This window comes from Flavobacterium sp. (assembly GCF_044341265.1).
Taxonomy (GTDB): domain Bacteria; phylum Bacteroidota; class Bacteroidia; order Flavobacteriales; family Flavobacteriaceae; genus Flavobacterium.
Window position 1 is genome coordinate 55,206 of the sequence record NZ_JBIISA010000013.1, and the last position, 23,570, is coordinate 78,775.

The 23,570-nt window shown below is 30.6% G+C and carries 22 protein-coding genes; 16 read left to right on the top strand and 6 right to left on the bottom strand.

The features are described 5' to 3' along the window. The first annotated feature begins 78 nt into the window (after positions 1-78). The 6 genes from hemH (at position 79) to ACIQ06_RS08410 (ending at position 6,288) form a co-directional block, all read left to right on the top strand. Positions 79-1,095, top strand: a complete 1,017-nt coding sequence (gene hemH, locus ACIQ06_RS08385; RefSeq protein WP_396145378.1) for a ferrochelatase — start codon at positions 79-81, stop codon at positions 1,093-1,095. Positions 1,096-1,102: 7 nt separating this feature from the next. Next, positions 1,103-1,777 (top strand): hypothetical protein, encoded by a 675-nt coding sequence (locus tag ACIQ06_RS08390; protein ID WP_396145380.1) that lies wholly within the window; start codon positions 1,103-1,105, stop codon positions 1,775-1,777. Further along, entirely contained in the window at positions 1,777-2,316 is a 540-nt protein-coding gene (locus ACIQ06_RS08395; RefSeq protein ID WP_396145382.1) for a CopD family protein, read from the top strand. Before ACIQ06_RS08390 ends, ACIQ06_RS08395 begins: the two co-directional genes overlap by 1 nt. 119 nt (positions 2,317-2,435) lie before the next feature. After that, entirely contained in the window at positions 2,436-3,851 is a 1,416-nt protein-coding gene (locus ACIQ06_RS08400; protein WP_396145419.1) for a sensor histidine kinase, read from the top strand. A 4-nt stretch (positions 3,852-3,855) separates the two neighbouring features. Continuing rightward, positions 3,856-4,638: an enoyl-CoA hydratase/isomerase family protein gene (locus ACIQ06_RS08405; RefSeq protein WP_396145384.1), complete on the top strand. Its 783-nt coding sequence runs from the start codon at positions 3,856-3,858 to the stop codon at positions 4,636-4,638. Between the two features lie 15 nt (positions 4,639-4,653). Continuing rightward, on the top strand, positions 4,654-6,288 hold the full coding sequence (locus ACIQ06_RS08410) for a hypothetical protein (RefSeq protein ID WP_396145386.1): 1,635 nt from the start codon (positions 4,654-4,656) through the stop codon (positions 6,286-6,288). 31 nt (positions 6,289-6,319) lie between these two features. Here the strand turns inward: ACIQ06_RS08410 and ACIQ06_RS08415 are convergent, their stop codons facing one another. From ACIQ06_RS08415 to ACIQ06_RS08425, 3 genes are all read right to left on the bottom strand, one after another. Next, positions 6,320-6,964 carry an HD domain-containing protein gene (locus ACIQ06_RS08415; protein ID WP_396145388.1) on the bottom strand — a complete coding sequence of 215 codons (645 nt, stop codon included), beginning with the start codon at positions 6,962-6,964 and terminating at the stop codon, positions 6,320-6,322. Positions 6,965-7,041: 77 nt separating this feature from the next. Continuing rightward, entirely contained in the window at positions 7,042-8,031 is a 990-nt protein-coding gene (locus tag ACIQ06_RS08420) for an acyl-ACP desaturase (protein ID WP_396145390.1), read from the bottom strand. Between the two features lie 49 nt (positions 8,032-8,080). Continuing rightward, complete coding sequence (locus ACIQ06_RS08425; RefSeq protein WP_396145392.1) at positions 8,081-8,812, bottom strand: lysophospholipid acyltransferase family protein; 732 nt, start codon at positions 8,810-8,812, stop codon at positions 8,081-8,083. 134 nt (positions 8,813-8,946) lie between these two features. Here ACIQ06_RS08425 and recA point away from each other — a divergent pair, with 134 nt between their 5' ends. The 4 genes from recA to ACIQ06_RS08445 all read left to right on the top strand — a co-directional run bounded on the left by recA (position 8,947) and on the right by ACIQ06_RS08445 (position 12,799). Continuing rightward, positions 8,947-9,951 (top strand): recombinase RecA, encoded by a 1,005-nt coding sequence (recA, locus tag ACIQ06_RS08430; RefSeq protein ID WP_396145393.1) that lies wholly within the window; start codon positions 8,947-8,949, stop codon positions 9,949-9,951. Between the two features lie 253 nt (positions 9,952-10,204). Next, positions 10,205-10,612, top strand: coding sequence for a hypothetical protein (locus ACIQ06_RS08435; protein WP_396145395.1), 408 nt, complete (start codon positions 10,205-10,207; stop codon positions 10,610-10,612). Positions 10,613-10,622: 10 nt separating this feature from the next. After that, positions 10,623-11,165, top strand: a complete 543-nt coding sequence (locus ACIQ06_RS08440; protein ID WP_396145397.1) for an RNA polymerase sigma factor — start codon at positions 10,623-10,625, stop codon at positions 11,163-11,165. Beyond that, a complete protein-coding gene (locus ACIQ06_RS08445; protein WP_396145399.1) occupies positions 11,162-12,799 on the top strand; it encodes a hypothetical protein in 1,638 nt (545 codons plus the stop codon). Before ACIQ06_RS08440 ends, ACIQ06_RS08445 begins: the two co-directional genes overlap by 4 nt. A gap of 65 nt (positions 12,800-12,864) precedes the next feature. On the opposite strand, the gene ACIQ06_RS08450 is transcribed toward ACIQ06_RS08445, so the two are convergent. After that, positions 12,865-13,620 (bottom strand): lysophospholipid acyltransferase family protein, encoded by a 756-nt coding sequence (locus ACIQ06_RS08450; RefSeq protein WP_396145401.1) that lies wholly within the window; start codon positions 13,618-13,620, stop codon positions 12,865-12,867. A gap of 92 nt (positions 13,621-13,712) precedes the next feature. Here ACIQ06_RS08450 and trpS point away from each other — a divergent pair, with 92 nt between their 5' ends. Then, on the top strand, positions 13,713-14,684 hold the full coding sequence (gene trpS, locus ACIQ06_RS08455) for a tryptophan--tRNA ligase (RefSeq protein WP_396145403.1): 972 nt from the start codon (positions 13,713-13,715) through the stop codon (positions 14,682-14,684). Between the two features lie 7 nt (positions 14,685-14,691). Here the strand turns inward: trpS and ACIQ06_RS08460 are convergent, their stop codons facing one another. Continuing rightward, on the bottom strand, positions 14,692-16,209 hold the full coding sequence (locus ACIQ06_RS08460) for a hypothetical protein (RefSeq protein ID WP_396145405.1): 1,518 nt from the start codon (positions 16,207-16,209) through the stop codon (positions 14,692-14,694). A 117-nt stretch (positions 16,210-16,326) separates the two neighbouring features. On the opposite strand from ACIQ06_RS08460, the gene ACIQ06_RS08465 reads away from it, so the two are divergent. Further along, positions 16,327-16,614, top strand: a complete 288-nt coding sequence (locus ACIQ06_RS08465) for a hypothetical protein (protein ID WP_396145407.1) — start codon at positions 16,327-16,329, stop codon at positions 16,612-16,614. A gap of 14 nt (positions 16,615-16,628) precedes the next feature. Then, positions 16,629-19,109, top strand: a complete 2,481-nt coding sequence (locus ACIQ06_RS08470) for an Hsp70 family protein (RefSeq protein ID WP_396145409.1) — start codon at positions 16,629-16,631, stop codon at positions 19,107-19,109. Positions 19,110-19,112: 3 nt separating this feature from the next. On the opposite strand, the gene dprA is transcribed toward ACIQ06_RS08470, so the two are convergent. Next, positions 19,113-20,216 (bottom strand): DNA-processing protein DprA, encoded by a 1,104-nt coding sequence (dprA, locus tag ACIQ06_RS08475; protein ID WP_396145411.1) that lies wholly within the window; start codon positions 20,214-20,216, stop codon positions 19,113-19,115. A gap of 118 nt (positions 20,217-20,334) precedes the next feature. Here dprA and ACIQ06_RS08480 point away from each other — a divergent pair, with 118 nt between their 5' ends. From ACIQ06_RS08480 to ACIQ06_RS08490, 3 genes are all read left to right on the top strand, one after another. Further along, on the top strand, positions 20,335-21,279 hold the full coding sequence (locus ACIQ06_RS08480) for an SPOR domain-containing protein (RefSeq protein WP_396145413.1): 945 nt from the start codon (positions 20,335-20,337) through the stop codon (positions 21,277-21,279). 114 nt (positions 21,280-21,393) lie between these two features. Then, complete coding sequence (locus tag ACIQ06_RS08485; RefSeq protein WP_298306928.1) at positions 21,394-21,903, top strand: acyl-CoA thioesterase; 510 nt, start codon at positions 21,394-21,396, stop codon at positions 21,901-21,903. 131 nt (positions 21,904-22,034) lie between these two features. After that, positions 22,035-23,477, top strand: a complete 1,443-nt coding sequence (locus tag ACIQ06_RS08490; protein WP_396145415.1) for a leucine-rich repeat domain-containing protein — start codon at positions 22,035-22,037, stop codon at positions 23,475-23,477. The last annotated feature ends 93 nt before the right edge of the window (positions 23,478-23,570 follow it).

Here is a 23,570-nt window from a genome sequence, read left to right on the forward strand (position 1 = left end):
AAACAATCGATAAAAAAAACATAAACATAAATGTAAAAAGTAAGAATAATTTACTTTTACAAAAAATTAAATTTTATTATGAAAGGTGTATTACTTGTAAACTTAGGTTCTCCAGAAAGTCCAACTGCCAAAGATGTTAAGCCGTATTTAGATGAATTTTTAATGGATAAATACGTAATTGACGTTCCGTTTTTATTACGTGCCTTGTTAGTTAGAGGTATCATTTTACAAACAAGACCAAAAAAATCGGCAGAAGCCTATGCTCGCATTTGGACTGAGGAAGGTTCTCCTTTAATTGTCCTTTCAAAAAAAATGCATCAAAAAGTTCAGAAATTAGTTGATGTACCTGTGGCTTTAGCAATGCGTTATGGAACTATAACTATTGAAAAAGGCTTGCAAGAATTAAAAGATAAAGGTGTGACCGAAGTTATGCTTTTGGCGCTTTATCCTCAATATGCGATGGCTTCAACCACGACGATTTGGGCTTTGGCAGATGAATTAGTGTCATCAAAATTTCCTGAAATGAAGTTGACAAAAGTTCCGGCATTTTATAACAAACCCGATTATATTCAGGCATTATCTAATTCAATCAAAAAACATTTAGAAGGATTTGATTACGATCATTTGTTGTTCTCTTATCACGGAATTCCGAAACGTCATATTCGTAAAACCGACGTAACCAAATCACATTGTGCTATTGATGGTTCATGTTGTAGCACACCTTCGCCAGCACACGAATTTTGTTATCGTCATCAATGTTATGAAACAACAAGACAAGTGGTAAAATTGTTAGGAATTCCAGAAGGAAAATACAGCCAAACATTCCAATCAAGATTGGCAGGTGACAAATGGTTAACGCCTTACACGGATGTTGAAATCAACAAAATGCCAGAACAAGGAATTAAGAAATTAGCAGTTGTAACTCCAGCTTTCGTAGCCGATTGTTTAGAAACTTTGGAAGAGATTGCAATGGAAGCTAACGAACAATTTTTACACCATGGTGGCGAAGAATTTATGGCAATTCCATGTATGAATGATGAAGATGAATGGTGTGGTGTTGTGGCGAATTGGATTGAGGATTTTAAGAAAAGATAGAAATCTTATGAAATTTTACTTTTTAATTTTTTTAAGTTTTATTCTTTTTTCTTGTTCTAAGAAAACAGATTCTGATAGTAAGACATTAGAAAGTAAAACTTTGGATTCAACAACAAAAAAGAGTGCTGAACAGAAAACATCAGCTAGTGATAGTTATCAAGCAGGATTTCATTTAACACATAATATTGAAGTCGATTCTGTTTATGGAAAACCGGTGAAATTTTATATTGAAAACAAAAATTGTGACTCCTTGGCAATTGCATTTTATTATGGAAAATACCGACCAACGGACGACAATTTAACCGAAAATCTTTTGGCTTTATCATCTACAAATGATAAAAATCTGAGACCTTTTTATCGATGGATATTAGATAAAACAATTGAGATATCTGATGGTGCTTTAGCCGAATATCCAGGAATTCCTGCAAGAAAATATGCAGAAAAATTTCCCGAAGAATTATTTAATTTTTTAGATTCCGACACCAGTAAAACTAGATATTCAAACTGGACCGATATTATTTCTTATAGTGGATTCTATGAAAATGATGATTATAATAAACCTAAACTAATTAGAACAAAAATGGAGGCTGAAATGATAAAAAACAGCTCTACAAAACTGCAAAACAGAATTGCAAAATTTACTTCAGATTGTTTTCCTGATGTTAACAAAATTGACCAATAATGGAACTCTACAACTACATAAAATCACTTCATTTAATATTTGTAATAACTTGGTTTGCAGGATTATTTTATATTGTTCGTTTGTTTGTTTATCAAATTGAAGCCAACGAAAAACCTTCGCCAGAAAGAGAAATTTTATTAAATCAATACAAAATAATGACGTATCGCCTTTGGTATATTATTACTTGGCCAAGTGCGGTTTTGGCAACAGTTTTTGCTGTTTGGTTATTGTTTTTGATGCCTGCTTGGTTGCAAATGCCGTGGATGCACGTGAAACTCGGATTTGTTTTGGCGTTGTTTTTGTACCATCTAAAATGTCATCAAATTTATAAGCAATTGCAAAACGACAAATTCAACTATTCTTCTAATTTTATGCGTCTTTGGAATGAAGGTGCCACAATTATTTTATTTGCTGTAGTTTTTTTAGTAATTTTAAAAAATGCTTTCAATTGGATTTATGGCGTAATCGGAATCTTTTTATTTTCGATTTTAATTATGCTTGGATTCAAATTTTATAAGAGAATAAGAGAAAGAAAATAGTTGGCAGTGTTCAGTATTCAGTTTGCAACTGAGGCTGAAAACCGAGACTGAGACTGAATACTATGTTTAAAAACTTCAAATTTTCAATGCTGTCACTTCGAATTAGGATTTTCCTATCGATGATTGTATTGATTTTGATTGCTTCCATTCTGATGGCTTCGATTTCGGTGATTCAGTTTAAAAATGAAGCTCGAAATTACCATCAAGAACGTCTAGAGCGTAAAGAAGATGCTGTAAAAGAACATATTAATTACATTTTATCTAACACCACTTATCCGTTAACGGAAAAAAATCTGCCGTTAATTTTCAAAGACAAAATCCACGAACTTTCAGATATTCATAATGTTGAAATAAACATATATAGTTTGAATGGAAATCTTTTAAAATCCTCCAAAGCTTCTTTTTCTGTTGATAGTATTTCGCCGCCTATTCCAAAATACATTATCAAATTAGTACAATCGTCTATCGAAAAAAGGTATGTCGATATTAAAAGTGTCGATGGAATTAAAAATCGTTCTTCCTATACTCAAATTAAGGACGACAAATTCAAACCACTCGGAATTTTGAATTTACCTTATGTTGACGACGATAGTTTTTATGAAAATGAAATTCAAGAATTCTTAATTCGATTGAGTCAAGTGTATTTTTTCATGTTGATTATTGCTTTTGCTTTGGCTTATTTTTTAGCATCCTACATCACGCAATCCTTAAAAACCATTTCCGATAAAATCAACGAAACTAGTTTGAATCAAAAGAACGAAAAAATTGTAATTGAAGCCAACAGTCGCGAAATTAATTCGTTGATAAAAGCCTATAATGCCATGGTTGACAAATTGGAAGAAAGTGCCACCATGTTAGCACAAAGCGAACGTGAACAAGCTTGGCGCGAAATGGCAAAACAAGTCGCTCACGAAATTAAAAATCCGCTTACTCCTATGCGATTGACAGTTCAAAGTTTTGAAAGAAAATTCAATCCAGAAGATCCAGATTTGAAACAAAAACTGAACGATTACACCAAAACATTGATTCAGCAAATTGATACGATGACTTCGGTTGCCTCGGCATTTTCAAATTTTGCTTCGATGCCAGCACAACAAAATGAAACCTTAAATGTGGTGGAAGTGGTAGAATTTTCATTAGATATTTTTAATGAAGAATATATTTCTTTTGAAAGCAAAGAAGAAGAAATTATCACTATAATGGATAGAACGCAATTGATTAGAATCATAACCAATTTGGTCAAAAATGCTATTCAAGCCATTCCTGAAGAACAAACAGAAAAATCAATTTTGGTTGCCGTAAAACGAGAAGAAAACAACGTAAATATTACGGTAAAAGACAACGGAATTGGAATTGAATTAGAATACACAGAGCATATTTTTGAACCAAAATTCACCACAAAAACAAGTGGAATGGGATTAGGTTTAGGAATTATCAAAAACATTATAGAAAATTACAAAGGAACTATTACATTTGAAACTGAATTCGGAAAAGGAACAACATTTAAGGTTTCGCTTCCAATAATTGAAAAATAAAATCATGAACTTCGAAAACATTCTTATTACTTCAGAAAACGGAATTGGTCAAATTACTATCAATCGTCCATCAAAATTAAATGCTTTGAATGTGGCAACCATTCAAGAATTGCACAACGCTTTTGAAACATTAGATGCAGATACTGCTACTAAAGTAATCATAATAACCGGTGAAGGTGAAAAAGCATTTGTTGCAGGTGCTGATATTTCTGAGTTTGCGAATTTTTCTGTAGAAGAAGGAGCACAATTAGCACAACAAGGTCAAGAATTATTATTTGATTTTGTAGAAAATTTAAAAACTCCTGTTATTGCTGCAGTTAACGGATTTGCTCTTGGTGGCGGATTAGAACTAGCAATGGCATGTCATTTTAGAGTAGCCTCAGACAATGCTAAAATGGGTTTACCTGAAGTTTCGCTTGGTGTAATTCCAGGTTATGGCGGAACACAGCGATTACCACAATTAGTTGGAAAAGGTCGCGCTATGGAATTAGTAATGACCGCAGGAATGATTGATGCTGAAACAGCAAAAACCTATGGATTAGTAAACCACGTTGTTCCACAAACAGAATTAATTGAATTTGCAAAAGGAATTGCTTCTAAAATTATGCGTAATTCTCCTGTCGCAATCGGATTAGCGATCAAAGCAGTAAACGCTAATTTCAAAGACGGTGTTGATGGTTATAAAACCGAAATAAAAAACTTTGGAAAATGCTTCGGAACAGAAGATTTTAAAGAAGGAACCACTGCATTTTTAGAAAAAAGAAAAGCAGATTTTAAAGGGAAGTAATTATAATTAATACAAATGATGAAAAACCTTTTTGTGATTTTCTTCGGATTATTATCTTTCTCGCTATTATCGCAAAACGTTGCTGTAAAAATTCAGGAAAGCAATCTGTTTGAAGATGACTATAAAAAATCTATTCTTGTATTTGGAGAAAAAACACTTGAGAATGAAATTATTATAGTTCGTTCCTATAAAGCAAGTGATACTTCACCTATAAATGGATATTACATAGAAAAATATGATTCAAATTTAAAACTCATCAAGGAATTTGAATTAAAAATGAAGCATCCTTTATCAGAAAAAAACAATTTGGTTTTAGGTGTTTTTTATGCAAACAGAAAAATAAACATCATCGAAATTTATTTTGATTTAAATGAAAAAGCATACATCTGTAGAACAAATATTGTTGATGACAATTTTAATCTAACCAAAAAAGAACTCTTTAGGATTTCTAAAGAAAAGATGAAAGAATTGGGAAGTTTTAATTTACAACAAAAATTCTTTGAAGCCGCTAATAAAAATTTACCTGATGTAAATTCGGGAAATTTCAATACCTCAACCGATAGGGTTTTAACCTTTGCTTTTTTTGGAAATTCTACAAAACCTAGAGTTTATGATAGCGACATAAGTATAGTTGTGAACGAAAACAGAACTGCTTACTCTATTGTTTTAGACTATAAAAATCCAGAGCAAGAAGGTTTTTTATTATATCTGTTTGACGCAGAATCTGACCAGATCTTTTTTAAAGAAGAGTTAATTCAATCTAAGGAAAAAAATTATATGCTTCAAAACTTTCAAGTTTCAGAAGATGGAAAAAGTGTATATATTTTGGCTAAAAACTATAATAATAAGGTCAAAAAATTAAAATATTCTTTTGAATTATCTCAAATATCAGCTACTGAAACAAAAATAAAAACAATTGATATTGAAGATAAGTTTATAAAATCACTTAAACTTAACTTTCATAATAATTCGATTTATTGTATTGGATTTTACTCTGAAAAATCCTATGAAGACAATGATGGCTTATGTTTTTTTAAATTTAACAAACAAAATTTAGAATCTGAAAAAATAAAGTATAGCCCATTTACGAATCAATTTATTCAAGATAAATTTGGCAAAGAAACCAATAAAGACATCAAAGATTTAAAGATTAAAACCATTTTATTTGAAAATGATAATATTATATTAAATGCAGAAGAAGAATTTGAATGGACTAATAATTCACCAAATGGAAATGGTGTTGTAACGTATGTTTTTAATGATATTGTTAGTGTAAAATTAAATACTGATGGCGAGTTAATTTGGTCCCGAAATATTAATAAAAAACAATATTACAAATATTCAGATGATTCCTATATTTCCTATTTTTCGACAATTAAAAATGGCATGAGTTACTTTTTTATTAATGCTTCTGATAAGATAAAAGAATTAAAAAATGAACGTGTAGAATTTAAAGATGTCAATCCCAACAAAGCCAATTTATATTTGTTAACTATTGATTCTACAGGAAAATTTAATTATGAATTATTATTAGACGAAGAATCTACAGAAGTTACTTATATTGTTTCTAAAGGAGTTTTTATTAATGGCTCTTGTTATTTTCTTGGACGAAAAGGAAAGAAAAAACAACTTTTGAAAGTTACTTTATAAAACTAAAAGAGAACCAAATTTGGTTCTCTTTTTATTTTTCACCATCCCATTCTGCATAAAATTGAGACAAGAATAATTCCATGAATTTATGTCTTTCTTGAGCTAAATTTTTACCAGTTTTGGTGTTCATTTTATCTTTTAGCAATAACAATTTTTCGTAAAAATGATTGATTGTTGGCGCTTCACTTTTTTTATATTCTTCTTTGCTCATATTGAGTTTGGGAGCAATTTCAGGATTATATAACTGTCTGTTTTTGAATCCACCGTAATTGAATGTTCTTGCAATTCCGATTGCTCCGATAGCATCTAATCTATCTGCATCTTGAACAATTTCTAACTCAATTGAGTTGAATTTCTTTTCAAAATTTCCTCCTTTGAAAGAGATATTTTCGATAATGTTTACAACATGAACAATGATTTCTTCGGATACATTTTGAGATTCTAAAAAAGCTCTAGCCACTTTTGGACCAACGGTTTCATCTCCATCATTGAATTTACTATCAGCAATATCATGAAGAAGTGCTCCAAGTTTTACAATTTGAATATCACAAACTTCATCTTGAGCAATTAACAAAGCATTTTTGTAAACTCTTTCAATATGAAACCAATCGTGACCAGCTTCGGCATTTTCTAGTTTTTGCTTTACAAATAAAATCGTGTTATCTATTAAACTCATATTACATTTTATAAAAAATTCCAAACTCTAAATAAATATTGGAATTTGGAATTTTAATATTGCTATTTTTTCAATGTTTACTTTATCAAAGCAGGTTGCACCCATTTAAAAATATAATTTTCTTCAGGCAAGACTAATCTTTCAGAAATTTTTGCCATTCTTCCTGGTAATTTCATCAAATAATCTCTTGCTTTTTCGGCTTCATCAGTTAATCCAGAGATTTTATCAATTTGCCATTTATCAATTAATTTTTGCATGATTTCAACATAATCATTAGCCGTATAAACACCTAATTTTTGAGCAGAATTAGAAAATTGCTCAAATGCAGCACCTATTTTCTCACCTGATTCTCTTAAGAAAACTGCTGGCATTGTGATTTTTTGTTTCATCATGTATTGAAAAGCAAGCATCATTTCGGATGGATCTACCTTAAAAATTTGATCTACAAATTCGCAATATGCATGATGATGACGCATTTCGTCACCTGCAATTAATTTACAGACTTTAGACAATTTTTTATCTCCATAATCTTTAGCAATTTGAGAAACTCTATTGTGTGAAACATAAGTTGCTAATTCTTGAAAACTTGTATAAACAAAATTTTTATAAGGATCACGACCAGTTCCAATATCAAATCCATCGGCTATTAAATGCTGTGTAGTAATTTCAACTTCACGCATATTAACTCTTCCTGATAGATATAAATATTTATTTAGTAAATCACCGTGACGGTTTTCTTCACTAGTCCATTGGCGAATCCATCTTGACCAACCATTACGCTCTACATTGTCTATTCCTTCAACATCCATCAACCATGCTTCGTAGGTTGGAAGCGCTTCCTCAGTAATAGTATCACCTACCATGGCAACCCAAAAATCATAAGGTAAATCTTTAGCTATCTCTTGAATTTCTTTTACATCTTCAAAGAAAGTATCGCTTTGTGCATCTGGCAAAAAATCAGATGGCTGCCAAATAGTTTCTATTGGGATTAAAAATTTATCGACAAATTCGTCAACTTTAGTATCTAGAAACTGCATTACTTCTAGACGAACATTTTTTATGGACATTATATATGTATTATAGACTTTAGATTTGAGACAAAATAAAATCTGATTATTATTTTAACGATTGAACAACCGCTTTTTGTGTTTTTTCCATTAATTCTTCAAATGAAAAATCTTTTACGGCTATTGGATCATGAATGATAAATTCTAATCGGTTTCCTAAACCCATTGGAAAAGCACCAAATTTAACCATTTTCCACGAATTATTTATAGAAATTGGCACAACATAAGCAGAAGGAGCGTATTTACATAGTATTTTCAATCCGCTTTGTGCGAATTCTTTTGGTTTTCCGTCTCTACTTCTAGTTCCTTCCGGAAAAATTACTGCCGAACGTTTGTGTGTTTCGATATATTCTGATAAACCTTTAATGGTTGGAATAGCTTGTTTTGGATCTTTTCTATCAATCAAAACCGAACCTCCATGACGCAAATTGTAAGATACACTTGGAATTCCTTTTCCTAATTCTTTTTTACTTACAAACTTGGCGTGAAATTTTCTTAAATACCAAATCATCCCAATAATATCATACATACTTTGGTGATTGGCAACAAAAATTATGGGAACATCTTTAGGGATTTTGTTGATGTTTCTAAATTGAAACCATGTTCCTAAAAGATTAGTACATTTTACAAGAAAAAAATTAAGATAATCTACACTTTTTTTGTGCGCTTGGTAGCCAAATACATTGAAACATATCCATTGAATTGGATGAAAAATTACCAAACACAATCCAAAACATAAGTAATAAATAACCGAAATTGGATAAGAAATTAGCTTTTCCATAAGTTGAAAAAAATTGTTGGCTAAAGTAATAAATATATTTTGGATGGAATTGTTTAAAACTCATTTATATAAACTTCATTTACATTCTTTTTTTAATTATTTTTACAACTTTAAAAGCCAAAAATATAGAAAAGATGAGTTCAGAAAAAGATGCAAAATTAAAAGCGTTACAACTTACGCTTGACAAATTAGACAAAACCTACGGAAAAGGAACCGTAATGAAAATGGGCGATAAAGCCGTTGAAGAAGTAGAAACTATTTCTTCAGGATCGTTAGGTTTAGATTTAGCTTTAGGTGTAAACGGATATCCAAAAGGAAGAATTATAGAAATATATGGTCCAGAATCTTCAGGTAAAACTACTTTAACCCTTCATGCTATTGCAGAAGCTCAAAAAGCAGGTGGAATTGCAGCATTTATTGATGCAGAACACGCTTTTGATAGAAATTATGCTGAAAAATTGGGTGTTGATATTGAAAATTTAATCATTTCACAACCAGATAATGGTGAACAAGCATTAGAAATTGCTGAAAATTTAATCCGTTCAGGAGCAATTGATATTGTTGTTATTGACTCGGTTGCTGCTTTGACACCAAAAAGTGAAATTGAAGGAGAAATGGGTGATTCTAAAATGGGATTACACGCTCGTTTAATGTCGCAAGCACTTAGAAAATTGACAGGAACTATTAGTAAAACACATTGTACCGTATTTTTTATCAATCAGTTGAGAGAAAAAATCGGTGTGATGTTTGGAAATCCTGAAACTACAACAGGAGGAAATGCATTAAAATTTTATGCTTCTGTTCGTTTAGACATTCGTAGATCATCACAAATTAAAGATGGTGAAAATGTTATCGGAAACCGAACTAAAGTAAAAGTAGTTAAAAATAAAGTTGCTCCACCATTTAAAACTGCCGAATTCGACATTATGTATGGAGGAGGTGTTTCAAAAACTGGAGAAATACTTGATTTAGCAGTAGAATTTGAAGTAATTAAAAAAGCTGGTTCATGGTTTAGCTACGGTGAAACAAAATTAGGACAAGGTCGAGATGCAGTAAAAGCATTGATAAAAGACAATCCAGAATTGGCTGACGAATTAGAACTGAAAATCAAAGCATTGATTAAAGAAAATAACGCTTAAAAATAAATTATCCGCTTCGGCGGATTTTTTTTTATATTTATACGCAACCTTTTTGTACTTTTTGTATCTATACTTTAGTGAGAAAAAAAATATTTGAAAATGCTATCTATATCATTTAATATTTTAAATAAAAAAACAACAAACATATAACTAAATATTAAATAGTTACATTTTATTTATAACTGCTCTAACAACAAATTTGAGCGCATATAAACACATAAAAAAAACAACTTTGAAAATAAAAAAACTACAAATGAAAAAATTATTTTTACTAATCCTTATTTCCTTTAGCGTCTTATCTTGCGAGGTAAACGAAGATCAAGCTTACTCATATGAAATAAACCCAGTAGATCAAGTAATTATGCCTACTGAGTTTGCAAAAGACAGTACTACAAACATTACCGTTATTTACAAAAGACCCTCAACATGCCATTTGTTTAATAAATTTTATTATGAATCATTTGATTTTAATAGAACGATTGCTATTGAGAGTTTAGTTGTAAAACAAGATAATTGTACAATAGATAATCAAACAGACATAGAATTGAACTTACCTTTCCAACCAAAGTCATTAGGAACGTATCATTTTAAATTCTGGAATGGAAAAGATGTTCAAGGCGTTAATCAATTTATAGAATACGATGTAGTTGTAGACCACTAAAATAATACTCTTGAGTTTAGAAAAATTAATACATGATTGCAAAAAAAATGATATCAAAGCACAAGAACAATTGTACAGGCAATACGCTCCAAAAATGTTCTCAGTATGCTTAAAATATTCACGCAATTATGCAGAAGCTCAAGATAACTTACAAGATGGTTTTTTATTAGTTTTTGAAAAAATTAATTCTTTTGAATTTAAAGGTTCATTTGATGGTTGGATAAAAAGAGTAATGGTAAATCAAGCTCTTCAACAATATAGAAATAAAAGTTTTTTAAGCCCAATAGACGAAGATATTGCCGAAGAAGTTGAAGTTGAAATAGAAGATGGTGTATCCATGGATTTTTTGCTGAAAATTATTCAAGAATTACCAGATAGATATCGATTGGTTTTTAATCTTAGTGTTTTTGAAAATTATTCACATCAAGAAATTTCCGATTCATTAGGAATATCTGTAGGAACATCTAAATCAAATTTGTCAAGAGCAAAATTGATATTAAAAGAAAAAATTGAAAATAATACCGGCAGTGTAAAAATGCCTTCAATAAAATGAGTGAAAGAAAAAATATAAACAATCTCTTTCAAGAAAAATTTGAAAATCATGAGGTTACTCCAGAAGAGTTTATCTGGGAAAACATCGAACTCAAATTAAAAGAAAAGAAAAAAAGAAGAGTAATTCCGTTTTGGTGGAAACTATCGGGTATTGCTGCTGCTTTAGTAATTGGTTTTTTTGCTTACAATGGTTTGAATACAACTAATGACAATGAAAACACGGTTGTAAATCAGGAGAAAAATGATAAAGAAAATTCAAAAAATTCTGTAAATAAAAATACAAATCCAGTTGTTACTAACGGAAGTAAAACCATAAATTCTGATAATTCAAAAACCATTTCATCTAGTAACAACGTAAATAATGTAGTTGTTGTAAAAGAAACAAATTCGCAATCTGACAAGAACAATAAAACAAATTCTAAAATAAATAAACTTGACGTTAAGTCAAATAATGGAACTCAGGTTGCTAATTCTGAAATCAATAAAAAACCATTGGTTGAAACTGATAAAATTAAATCAAATTCAGATAGTCAACTTGTAAACAATGGTTCTAAAAAAGAAAAGACTAGAAAAACATCGTTGAAATTGAGCAACATTAATTCTAATAATGAAATTGCTTTTGAAAAAAATAACGATTTAAAAGAAAAAAATAAAACTAATAATTCGTCAAGTAACGAAGTTCTAGTTCAACAAGAAACCAAAGAAAAAGAAAAAAATAATAGTGCTATTGATAAAGTTGTAAATCTATCAAAAGAAAATAATGCTATTGTAAAGAATACAACATCAGATAAAAAAACATCTGTTTTAACACCAAAAACAGATGAACCTATAATTAAAAAAATTGACTCAGCATCAATTGCTAGTGCTGAGCCAAATGCGTTGGAAGAATTGCTAATTGAAAAAGAAAAGCAAACAGTTACTGAACAAAAAATAAATAGGTGGCAAGTTACGTCTAATGTTGCGCCTATTTATTTCAGTTCAACTTCAAATGGTTCGCCACTTGACAGCAAATTAGCAGATAACGATAAAGTCTATTCGGCTGAGAATATTAGTTATGGCATTGGTGTAAATTATGCAGTTAATAAAAAAATAAAAATAAGAACTGGAGTTAATATTTTAAATGTTGACTACGATACTAATGGAATTTTGTATTATCAAAATCCAACCGTAAGCAGCAGATTGAGTGGTTTAAATCCCAATGTACCTGGATCACTTTTAGTTATTGAAAGTCTGAGTAATGTAAACACTTTATATAATAAATCTTTTCAAAAATTTGAAGGTAGTTTAAATCAAAAATTAGGTTACATAGAGATGCCACTAGAAGTTACTTACAAAATTTTGGATAAGACTTTCGGAATTGATTTAATTGGAGGAATGAGTACACTAGTTCTTAATAGAAATGAGGTTTATCTTCAATCATCGGAGTTGAATTTGAAAATCGGTGAAGCAAACAATTTGAACAATGTTCACTTTAGTGGTAATTTAGGATTAGGATTAAAATATGGTTTCTTTAAACGTCTTGAGGCGCGCATCGAACCAGTTTTTAAATATCAAATAAATACATTTAATAACGATGCAGGAAATTTCAAACCATTTGTGTTTGGTGTTTACTCAGGAATAAATTATACTTTTTAATACATGTTAGGTTAAAATTAGTTAAGTGGTGTTATTGCTTTCGAGTAATAACGGAAAAGAGCGCTTTAGTTAGGCGCTCTTTTTAATTTACTGTAATCTTCCAATTGTTTCAAAATAATGGAATGTATTTCGTCTTTTATAACTTTTTTATCTTCTAATGTTTTTCCTTTTGTATCAAAAAACCTATGCACTTTTGCTCGCATAATTCCAGGACTTCCACTTAAAAAAGTATAAGACATTCTAGTTTTATTATCGGCAAAGGTCATTGGAACTATTGGTATTTGATGTTCTATTGCTAATTTGAAAGCGCCATCTTTGAATTCATCCAACATTACTGCTTCATCAGGAACACCGCCTTCAGGAAAAATACAAATACTTAAACCTTGATTTAATCGTTTTTGAGCTCTTGCAAAAACTTCCATTCTACTCTTTTGGCTACTTCTATCTACTAAAATACAAGTACGTTTGTAAAAAAATCCAAAAAGTGGAATTTTAGATAATTCTTTTTTTCCAACAAAAACAAAAGGATTTTGAGCAACAGAAAGCATCAACATTATATCAGTCATTGAAGTATGATTGGCTACTAACATATAACTTTTGCCTTTTTCTAACTCTTGTTCTCTTTCAATTTTGGTATAAAAACCCATCCCTAAAAGAATGCCTTTAGCCCAAATTCTTGCCATTACAAAAAAATAAGGATACCATTCTTCTTTCAAAATTGAAAGTAACAGAAATGGTAACATTATTAAAATAAGCGCACCCATTAAAATGTAAAACCAAACGCGCCAAAGGACCCAAAAAATAATTTTTAGCAATCTCATAGCGTCAAAAATAAGTAATAGTATGCAAATTATACTACAAAGGTTTAACTTTGCATCAAATAAATTTTGATACTGAAATCAATTCAGCAATTATGGCAAAAATACTTACAGGCGTACAAAGCACAGGCACACCACATTTAGGCAATTTACTTGGAGCTATCATTCCGGCAATTGAGTTATCTAATAATCCTGATAATCAATCGTTTTTGTTTATAGCCGATTTACATTCCATTACTCAAATTAAAGATGGTGAAACGCTAAGAAAAAACACTTATAGTACTGCTGCAGCTTGGCTTGCTTGTGGATTAGACATCAATAAAGTAACTTTTTACCGTCAAAGCGATGTGCCTCAAACGGCAGAATTGTCATGGTATTTAAGTTGTTTCTTTCCTTTTCAAAGATTGACATTAGCACATTCATTTAAAGATAAAGCCGATAGATTAGAAGACGTAAACGCAGGATTATTTACTTATCCAATGTTGATGGCTGCAGATATTTTATTGTATGATGCTAACTTCGTTCCTGTTGGAAAAGACCAAATGCAACACATAGAAATTACTCGTGATGTAGCTTCAAGATTCAATCATCAAATGGGTGAAACTTTTGTAATTCCTGAAGGAAAAGTGCAAGAAGAAACCATGTACATTCCCGGAACTGACGGAAATAAAATGAGTAAATCTCGTGGAAATATTATAGATATTTTCCTTGATGACAAAGCTTTGCGTAAACAAGTAATGTCTATTGAAAGTGATAGTACGCCACTTGAAGAACCAAAAAAACCAGATACTTGCAAAATTTTTGCTCTTTATAAATTACTTGCTAATGCTGATCAAGTTGCAAGCATGAGACAAAATTATCTTGGTGGAAATTATGGTTATGGTCACGCCAAACAAGCTTTGTTTGAATTAATCTGCGATAAATTTAAAACTGAAAGAGAAAAATATAACTACTACATCAACCATCTTGAAGAAGTTGATGCTTTGTTGCAAAAAGGTGCTCAAAAAGCTCATTTAATTGCCAATGAAGTTTTAGGAAGAGTTAGAGTGAAACTAGGATTTGAGTGATTAAACATCACTCATTTTCTTTTTTGATTTCTTCCATTATCACTTCTTGCTCTTTCTGAATCTGTTTAAAACTTTGCTCTTTTGTACTTAATCCTTTAGACTCAATAACAATTTTTCCGTTTCTCTCAACTATTATTACATCTTCTTTAAAAGAATAATCTTCATTCAGAAGCTCTTTAGCACCATTGGCAAGTATTGTAAATCTTGGCTCAACAATTGAATTACCATGTATGTATAACTTTTCTTTACTATTGTGAAAAGATGCCAATTTTTTTCCAACATAAAAATTAAATGTTCTCTTAAATTCACTAGTTAAATCCAATTTAAAATCCTGTTTAGATTTTATATAATAAGCTTGCTTAGAAATATTTATTGTATCGTAAGCAACTGCATTTTCTAGCAAAATGATATCATAATTTGTTTTATTTGTAAACAACCTATAATTATATGAAGTTGAAACAAACTGCTTTTTATAAACATTAGTGAAAGGATTTTGACCTGTTTTTATAGTATCATTATAAGTTAGATTATTCTTTTCTGTTTTGTCATAATCGGTTAAAAACATTTTGAATGTGTCTATTTTGGCTTGAGATTCTGTATAATATGGGTCTAATTCAGCTGGCGCTTCTTCAATTTGGACATTATCGTAGGTATTATTATCGTAATTATCATAAGTTGAATCTGAATCTGAAGAACATTTATTCGAGAAAAAAGCAACTTTTAATAAAATTACTAAAATGATAAAAAACGTTTTCCACGAAAAAACAGATTTTTCAGTTCTACCTTCTCTACCATTAATATTATCAAGAACTACTCTCTTATTTGAAGCAATTGTATCCATCAATTCATCATCAAATGAACGGTAATTCGACATTGAAATCATAATGGCTTCAGCAAATTCAGAACTTTTGGTTACATTATAAATATCAACTATAGCATTTAATAGATGATTTACTTTGTCGTCTAATTCTGAACTAACAAAATGAGATAAAAAGGTAAAAAAGTGAGATTGTTTTACAAAAAGTAAAGGAAAATAATTAATGTTTTTTGCGTGTAAACTTGATAATACAAAATCTAATTTCCCTTCAGCTCTTTTTGCAACTTTATACAACAACTCTTCTGGAAAATATTCTTTGTAAATTAGAAGGTCGTTCATTTCTTCATACTTGTTTTCAATAATCTTTTTATCAAAAAAAGTAGTTAAATCTTCTTGGAGGTATTTTTCAATAAATAATTTTACTTTATCCTTATTTACTTCAATATTTTGTGCTGGAAAATCATCTCTTAAGAAATTTTTTCTGCTAAAAAAATTGTATAAAACTCTAATATTAGCAATAAATTGAAATTCCGTTGGAAAATATTTTAGAGCTTCAATTAAATTATTAGCAACATTAACATCAATATCAGGGTTGATTCTCTTTTCTACATTAACCTGTTTTTCAATTCTAATAATCTCTTCAAAAGTAATTTGAAGAAGTGAGGATTTATCAATATTTAAATTTTCAAATAATTCTATGATATTCATGCGCTTGTAAATTGAAGAAAAACAAATGTAAAATTTTAACGCTTTATTTTACTTGATTTTATTGAAAAAAATAAAATAATTGTAAATTGCCTACATATTCAAATTAAGTAATAATTCATGGAAGCCATCATCAACCAATTATTTGAAATCGAAAAGAAAGCAACCGAACAAAATCTAGATATTTTTGAACGTAACCTAAATAGGATTCAACACGAACTTGAGGAATTGGGTTATAAAATCATTAATCCAATTGGAAACCAATATGATGAAAGAGATGCTTCAATTGAAGCCAATATTCTAAATCCAAGCGCTAAGAAAATCACCAAAGTTTTAAAGCCTATAATTTATAAAATGCAAAATGACAATTACATTCTATTACAAAAAGGTATCGTAATTGTTGAATAATTTCTAGAAAAGCTATGAAAAACATTAATATCGGAATTGATTTAGGCACAACCAATTCTGCCATTGCTAAATATGAAAATGGGAAAGTAACTATCTACAAAAATCCTGTTGGGTTTAAAGATACTATTCCTTCTGTGGTTTCTTTTAGAAAAGGTCGTATTCAAATTGGTGACAAAGCACGCGAACATTTTTTGTCTAATTCCGAAAATGTTTTTGCTTCTTTCAAAAGAAAAATGGGCTCTGATGAAACCTATTTTGTAAAAGATTTGGACAAACAAATTGCTCCATTAGAACTTTCATCAATGGTGTTGAAAGAGTTGATTAATTTTACTCAAAATGAAAATCCAAAATCGGCTGTAATTACCATTCCTGCATCGTTTGACACCATTCAAACCAATGCTACAAAGAAAGCAGGTTATGAAGCTGGATTTGCAGAAGTCGTTTTGCTTCAAGAACCTATTGCAGCTTGCTTGGCTTATTCCAATTTTCAAAATTTAGATATTGCTTCCGAAAAAAAATGGTTGGTTTATGATTTTGGTGGCGGAACTTTTGACGTTGCTTTAGTAAAAATTGACGAACGCGAATTGAAAGTAATCGATCATAAAGGGAATAATTTTCTTGGCGGAGTTGACCTTGATACCTTATTTGTAGAGAAAATTATTTGCCCAAAAATAGAAGCACAATCTTCAGAAAACAACCTCTGGAATAAAATGATTTCTGGCGAAGATGCGATTTATAAAAAACTATATTTCGAATTACTTTTTAAAGCAGAAGAAGCTAAAAAAGAACTCTCTTTAAAAGAAAAAACCAACATAGAAATTGAATTTGACGAACTTGATTTATCTTTAGATTTGGAATTATCTAAAGCAGAATTTGAGGCTATTGTTGCTCCAAAATTTGAAGAATCATTTCAACTTACACACAGGTTAATTCAAGAAAATAACTTAAAATTTTCTGATATTGAGCGCATCATACTTGTTGGCGGAACAACTTACATTCCTTACATCCGACAAGAATTAGAAAAAAGAAGTCAAACACTAGTGGATTCGAGTATTGATCCAACAACTGCTGTGGTTTTGGGTGCAAGTTTTTATGCTGGCTCAAAACCATCTGAATATATTGAATCTGAAAAAGAAGTGGTTGTAGAACAAGAAACTTTATCGGTTGAACTTATTTTTGAACCTCATTCTAAAGATAAAGAAGAATTGATTGTTGCAATTTTACCAACCGATTTTAATGGTTTTTATAGAATTACTAGAAGTGATGGTGGTTTTGATACTGGTTTGCTTGCAGCAAATAAAAAAATTGCGGAGTTCGTTCCTCTTTTAGAAAAAGCGACCAATATCTTCTCATTATTTTTATTTGACCAACAACAAAATCAGGTTTATCAGCATACTTCCATTCAAATTACTAATGGACTTTATAATATTTCTGGTCAACCTTTGCCTAATGATATTTGTTTAGAAGTTGATGAAGAAAGTGGTAAAACCTTCATGGAACGCATTTTTAAGAAAAACGATATTCTTCCTTTAAAGAAAACTATTTACAAAACGTGTTCTAAAAATATTCTAAAAAATTCTGACGATAAATTAATCATCAATATTGTAGAAGGTAATGCTGGAAGTATGGTTGGAAGCAACTTAACCATAGGTTACATAGAAATTTGCGGTAAAGATTTTCATCAAGATTTATTGAAAGGAATGGATGTTGAGCTGAATTTCAAAATTTCTGAATCGCGCGATTTGAGTATTACAGTTTACATTAGTTCGTTAGATTTAGAAATAAAAGAAGTTTTCAATCCTCATGAGCGAGCTATTTCTTTATCTAAATTAACCGAAGAAATTAAAGTAGTTCTCGATGAAGTTTCGGAAGAAATTTACGATAACGAAGAAGATGAAAACTATGAATATCTTGCCAAATTAAAACGAATAAAAGATCATTTAGCGGTTTTATACAATGAATCTTTAGAGATTGTTAATGATAAATCTACCGATAAAAAGTATCAAATTGATGAGATGAAACGTTTAACGATTCAAGAATATGACGATTTGGTTAGGCATAAACATATATTGAATGAATTGAGCGAATATCATTATTCTAAAGAAGTTTTCCAAACCTATGCAGAGCAAGCGAATCCTCGTCAAATGGAAGAATATGAAAAAATCATTAAAAATGAAGTTGAGTTTTTACAGTCCAACAATAAATATATAATTCGTAAAAAAACTAAGGAATTAGACAATTTAATTGATGCTGTTTATCTAAAACAAGAATCTCGTTTTATTGATTATTTCTATTATTATCGTTTTAAAGACGAAGACGAATTTACCAACAGAGACAAGTTTTTAAAATTAGTAGAATTGGGTGAAAAAGCTTTAGAGAATCATAATATGGCCGAGTTAAAATCTATTTGCAGTCAGTTTTGGGAATTATTAAAAGTAAAACCAAAACTAAAAGACGATTTCAATAGCTTTGATGGGAATTTAGGATTGAAATAATTTCTAAACAACTTCAAACAATTTTCCTGGCAAAGGTCGAATAACACCTTTTAGTTCCATATTCAATAAAATAGATGCGGTTTTAAAAACTGGCAAATCACAATCGAGAGCAATTACATCAAGTAGTTGCTTTCCGTTTTTTATAAGATAATCGTAGAGTTTTTGCTCGTCGTTTTCTAAAGTGATGAAAAGCTGTTTTTGAATTACTTTTTCTTCTTTGGGTTGTAATTCCCAATTGAGAATATACAAAATATCAGCTGCAGATGTTAGTAAATGGGCGCGTTGGGTTTTAATCAAATTATTGCAACCTTGACTAAATTTATCAGAAATTCTTCCTGGAACGGCAAAGACATCTCTGTTGTAATCATTGGCTAAATTGGCTGTAATTAGCGAGCCACCTTTTTCGGCACTTTCTATTACAATTGTAGCTTCGCTCATTCCAGCAACTATTCGATTTCGTTTAACAAAATTTTCTTTTTCAGGATTGGAAGTGCTCCAAAACTCGGTTAAAAAACCACCTTTTTCTTCCATTTTTGCAACATATTTTTTATGCACTTTTGGATAAACTTGATTTAAACCATGGGCAATCACACCAATGGTTTGCAAATTATTATCCATAGCAGCCTTGTGCGCAACTATATCAACACCATAAGCAAATCCGCTAACGATGATTGGATTTAATGGTGTTAAATCTTCTATTAGTTTTTTGCAAAATTCGGTGCCATACGAAGTAACTTCACGAGTGCCAACAATACTGATTATCTTCTGATTGTTCAAATCCATTTTACCAGAAGAAAACATTAAAAGCGGACTATCAATACAATGTTTGAGTCGATTTGGATATTCTTTATCTTGATAATAAATCAAATTAATGTTGTTGTCTTTGATAAAACGAAGTTCTTCTTCGGCTTGTTTAAAAACCGATTTGTCTTTCAAACTTTTAATTAAAGTTTTACCAATTCCGTCAATTGAAGTTAGTTTAGAGGCTTTGGTTTTGAAGATTGATTCGGCATTTTCGCAATGAGTGAGCAATTTTTTGGCAACAATATCGCCAACGCCATCTACTTTTAGTAATGCCAATAAGTGCAGTAATTCTGTGTCGTTCATTATATTAAATCTGTATGGTGTGTATAAATATGACTCCAAAAGTAAGAACAATAAAAATTGTTAACAAAGTTTGTTGATAAAATTTTGCATTCCACATTAAATAATTAAATTTGTCATTATGAAGATGGATCAATACATATCACAATTATTATATCGTTACCAGTGTGTAACTGTTCCGGGATTTGGTGCTTTTTTAACCGAAATCCAATCGGCTCAATTGCATCAAGATTCACATTCGTTTTATCCACCAAAGAAATTGATTTCTTTCAATGCTTATTTGAAAAATAATGACGGTTTACTTGCCAATCATATCGCTCAAGCTGAAAAGATGAGTTATGAAGTAGCAGTTACTATAATTGAAAATCAAGTGGCTACATGGAAATCTAAGTTGAATGATTTTGGTGCTATTACAATTAAAAATATTGGTGATCTTTCATTAAATGCTGAACGAAATTTAGTTTTTGTTCCTTCTGATCAAGTTAATTATTTGACTTCTTCTTTTGGATTAACGACATATGTTTCCCCTGCTGTAAAACGTGAAGTTTACAAAGAAGAAATTGAAGTTCTTGAGGAGAAAGCTCCGATTACTTTTACTCCAGAAAAAAGAAGTTCGGGTAATTTCTTAAAATATGCTGCCATTTTTGTTCTTGGTGCTGGATTACTTGGTGCTGGTGGTTTCTTTGGAAATCAGTATTATCAAAATCAAATACAACAAGAAACTTTAGCGGTTCAAACAAAAGTTCAAAAGCAAGTTGAGCAAAAAATTCAAACAGCTACTTTTATCATTAGCAATCCACTTCCTGCTGTAACGCTTACCGTTTCTGAAGGAAAAATGCCTTACCATGTTGTAGCTGGTGCTTTTCAAATGGAGAAAAATGCTGAGAAAATGTATGATTTACTTCTAAAATTGGGTTATCCTGCAAGAAGAATTCCTCAAAATAAACATGGATTATTTCCTGTAGTTTACAAGAGTTTTTCTTCCTATACAGAAGCTCAGAATGAAATGCAAAGAATAAAAAAATCGCATAATCCAGAAGCTTGGTTATTAATTCAAGAATTATAGAAAAGTCCCGATTTATTCGGGATTTTTTGTTTTTTGTTCCTTTATTAAAATACTATAATTACTACCTTTGCACCCGAGACCATAAGGTCGAACTGTATGAAATAAAAAAAAACTATGACTCCTAAACATCCTATAGATTCTCTAACAACGTTAACCGACTTAGTGTTACCAAGTGAAACTAATCCATTAAATAATCTTTTTGGTGGTGAATTATTAGCCAGAATGGACAGAGCGGCAAGTATTGCAGCAAGAAGACATTCTAGACGAATTGTGGTAACTGCATCGGTCAATCACGTAGCTTTCAATCGTTCTATTCCTTTAGGAAGTGTGGTTACTATTGAAGCAAAAGTTTCAAGAGCTTTTACATCATCAATGGAAATTTTTCTAGACGTTTGGATTGAAGATAGAGAATCTGGAAATAAAACTAAGGCTAATGAAGCCATCTACACTTTTGTAGCCGTAGACGAAACAGGAAACCCAGTTGCAGTGCCACCATTAGAACCGCAAACTGAAGAAGAAAAATCTAGATTTGACGCAGCTTTAAGAAGAAAACAATTAAGCTTAGTCTTAGCAGGAAAAATGAATCCACATGATGCTACTGAATTGAAAGCATTGTTTTTGTAAATAAAAAAGTCCGCTAATGAAAATGCCCAAATAATATTCATTTTTAATTTTCGTTTTTTTTAATTTTCATCGATTAGTAGTAGAATGGTTAAATTTTATATTTTATATTTATACTCTAAACCTGGAATTTTATGAAACATTTTTACTTTAAACTACTTAGTATATTCTTTTTTGTGACTGCAAATGCACAGATTGTGACTATTCCCGATGCTAATTTTAAAGCAAAACTGATTGAACAAGGAGTCGATACTAATAATGATGGACAAATACAAGTAACTGAAGCCTTAGCGGTTACCTCTCTTGGTTTGTCTTATGCTTCTATTTCAGACATGACAGGCATTGAAGCTTTTACAAATCTTACAGAATTAACTTGCGGTAACAACCAACTTACTACTTTAAATGTACAAGGGTTGACAAATCTTTATTGGTTACGATGCGGTAACAACCAACTTACTACCTTAAATTTACAAGGGTTGACAAATCTTCATTGGTTAGAATGTTTCGAAAACCTTCTTACTACCTTAAATGTACAGGGATTGACAAATCTTCAATATTTATATTGCTCTGGCAACCAACTTGCTACCTTAAATGTTCAAGGATTGACAAATCTTCTATATATATATTGCCAAAACAACCAACTTCCTACCTTAAACATACAAGGTTTGACAAATCTTCAACAGTTATATTGCGATAACAACCAACTTCCTACTTTAAATGTACAAGGATTAACAAATCTTCAACTGTTAAGTTGCTTTGAAAACCAACTTCCTACCTTAAATGTACAAGGATTGACAAATCTTCAAGCGTTATATTGCGATAACAACCAACTTCCTAACTTAAATGTACAAGGATTGACAAATCTTCAAAATTTATATTGCTTTAACAACCCACTTACTTCCTTAAATCTACAAGGATTAATAAATCTTCGAGAGTTACGATGCGAGAACAGCCAACTTTCTACCTTAAATTTACAGGGTTTGACAAATCTTCAAAATTTAGCTTGCGGGAACAACCAACTTACTACCTTAAATGTACAAGGTTTGACAAATCTTCAAGAATTATTTTGCGATAACAACCAGCTTACAAGTTTATTTCTAAAAAATGGACTTAATGAATTTATAATATTTTCTGGAAATCCTAATCTTACTTACATTTGTGCAGATGATAGTGAGATTGCAAGCTTGCAAAATTTAGCAACTTTATATGGTTATACCAATTGTACTATTAATAGCTATTGTAACTTTACTCCTGGAGGTATCTTTTACACTATAAATGGCACCAATAAAATAGATGAAGACAATAATGGTTGTGATGCTTTAGATATTTCTTTGCCAAATTTCAAGTTTACTATAACTGATGGCACAAACACAGGTGGTTTAATTGCAGATGCAACAGGAAATTACACAATTCCAGTCGAAGCAGGAACTCACACCATTACTCCTGTTTTAGAAAACCCAGCTTATTTTACTGTTGCTCCAGCTACTGCAACAGTTACTTTTCCAGTTGACATAAGTCCGTTTGCTCAAGATTTTTGTATTGCGTGTCATGTCCTAAAATACGTTGACCATTTTTAGGTTATTAATTGAATCAAAAATACGGATTTGTAATTGGAAGATTGATAACTTTTTTTAAAAAATTCCCTTCGGGTTTTAAAAAAGTTACCAACA

Coding starts and splice junctions, on each gene's coding strand:
- hemH (WP_396145378.1), top strand. CDS start 79: ATGAAAGGTGTATTACTTGTAAACTTAGGTTCTCCAGAAAGTCCAACT.
- ACIQ06_RS08390 (WP_396145380.1), top strand. CDS start 1,103: ATGAAATTTTACTTTTTAATTTTTTTAAGTTTTATTCTTTTTTCTTGT.
- ACIQ06_RS08395 (WP_396145382.1), top strand. CDS start 1,777: ATGGAACTCTACAACTACATAAAATCACTTCATTTAATATTTGTAATA.
- ACIQ06_RS08400 (WP_396145419.1), top strand. CDS start 2,436: ATGATTGTATTGATTTTGATTGCTTCCATTCTGATGGCTTCGATTTCG.
- ACIQ06_RS08405 (WP_396145384.1), top strand. CDS start 3,856: ATGAACTTCGAAAACATTCTTATTACTTCAGAAAACGGAATTGGTCAA.
- ACIQ06_RS08410 (WP_396145386.1), top strand. CDS start 4,654: ATGATGAAAAACCTTTTTGTGATTTTCTTCGGATTATTATCTTTCTCG.
- ACIQ06_RS08415 (WP_396145388.1), bottom strand. CDS start 6,964: ATGAGTTTAATAGATAACACGATTTTATTTGTAAAGCAAAAACTAGAA.
- ACIQ06_RS08420 (WP_396145390.1), bottom strand. CDS start 8,031: ATGTCCATAAAAAATGTTCGTCTAGAAGTAATGCAGTTTCTAGATACT.
- ACIQ06_RS08425 (WP_396145392.1), bottom strand. CDS start 8,812: ATGGAAAAGCTAATTTCTTATCCAATTTCGGTTATTTATTACTTATGT.
- recA (WP_396145393.1), top strand. CDS start 8,947: ATGAGTTCAGAAAAAGATGCAAAATTAAAAGCGTTACAACTTACGCTT.
- ACIQ06_RS08435 (WP_396145395.1), top strand. CDS start 10,205: ATGAAAAAATTATTTTTACTAATCCTTATTTCCTTTAGCGTCTTATCT.
- ACIQ06_RS08445 (WP_396145399.1), top strand. CDS start 11,162: ATGAGTGAAAGAAAAAATATAAACAATCTCTTTCAAGAAAAATTTGAA.
- ACIQ06_RS08450 (WP_396145401.1), bottom strand. CDS start 13,620: ATGAGATTGCTAAAAATTATTTTTTGGGTCCTTTGGCGCGTTTGGTTT.
- trpS (WP_396145403.1), top strand. CDS start 13,713: ATGGCAAAAATACTTACAGGCGTACAAAGCACAGGCACACCACATTTA.
- ACIQ06_RS08460 (WP_396145405.1), bottom strand. CDS start 16,209: ATGAATATCATAGAATTATTTGAAAATTTAAATATTGATAAATCCTCA.
- ACIQ06_RS08465 (WP_396145407.1), top strand. CDS start 16,327: ATGGAAGCCATCATCAACCAATTATTTGAAATCGAAAAGAAAGCAACC.
- ACIQ06_RS08470 (WP_396145409.1), top strand. CDS start 16,629: ATGAAAAACATTAATATCGGAATTGATTTAGGCACAACCAATTCTGCC.
- dprA (WP_396145411.1), bottom strand. CDS start 20,216: ATGAACGACACAGAATTACTGCACTTATTGGCATTACTAAAAGTAGAT.
- ACIQ06_RS08480 (WP_396145413.1), top strand. CDS start 20,335: ATGAAGATGGATCAATACATATCACAATTATTATATCGTTACCAGTGT.
- ACIQ06_RS08485 (WP_298306928.1), top strand. CDS start 21,394: ATGACTCCTAAACATCCTATAGATTCTCTAACAACGTTAACCGACTTA.
- ACIQ06_RS08490 (WP_396145415.1), top strand. CDS start 22,035: ATGAAACATTTTTACTTTAAACTACTTAGTATATTCTTTTTTGTGACT.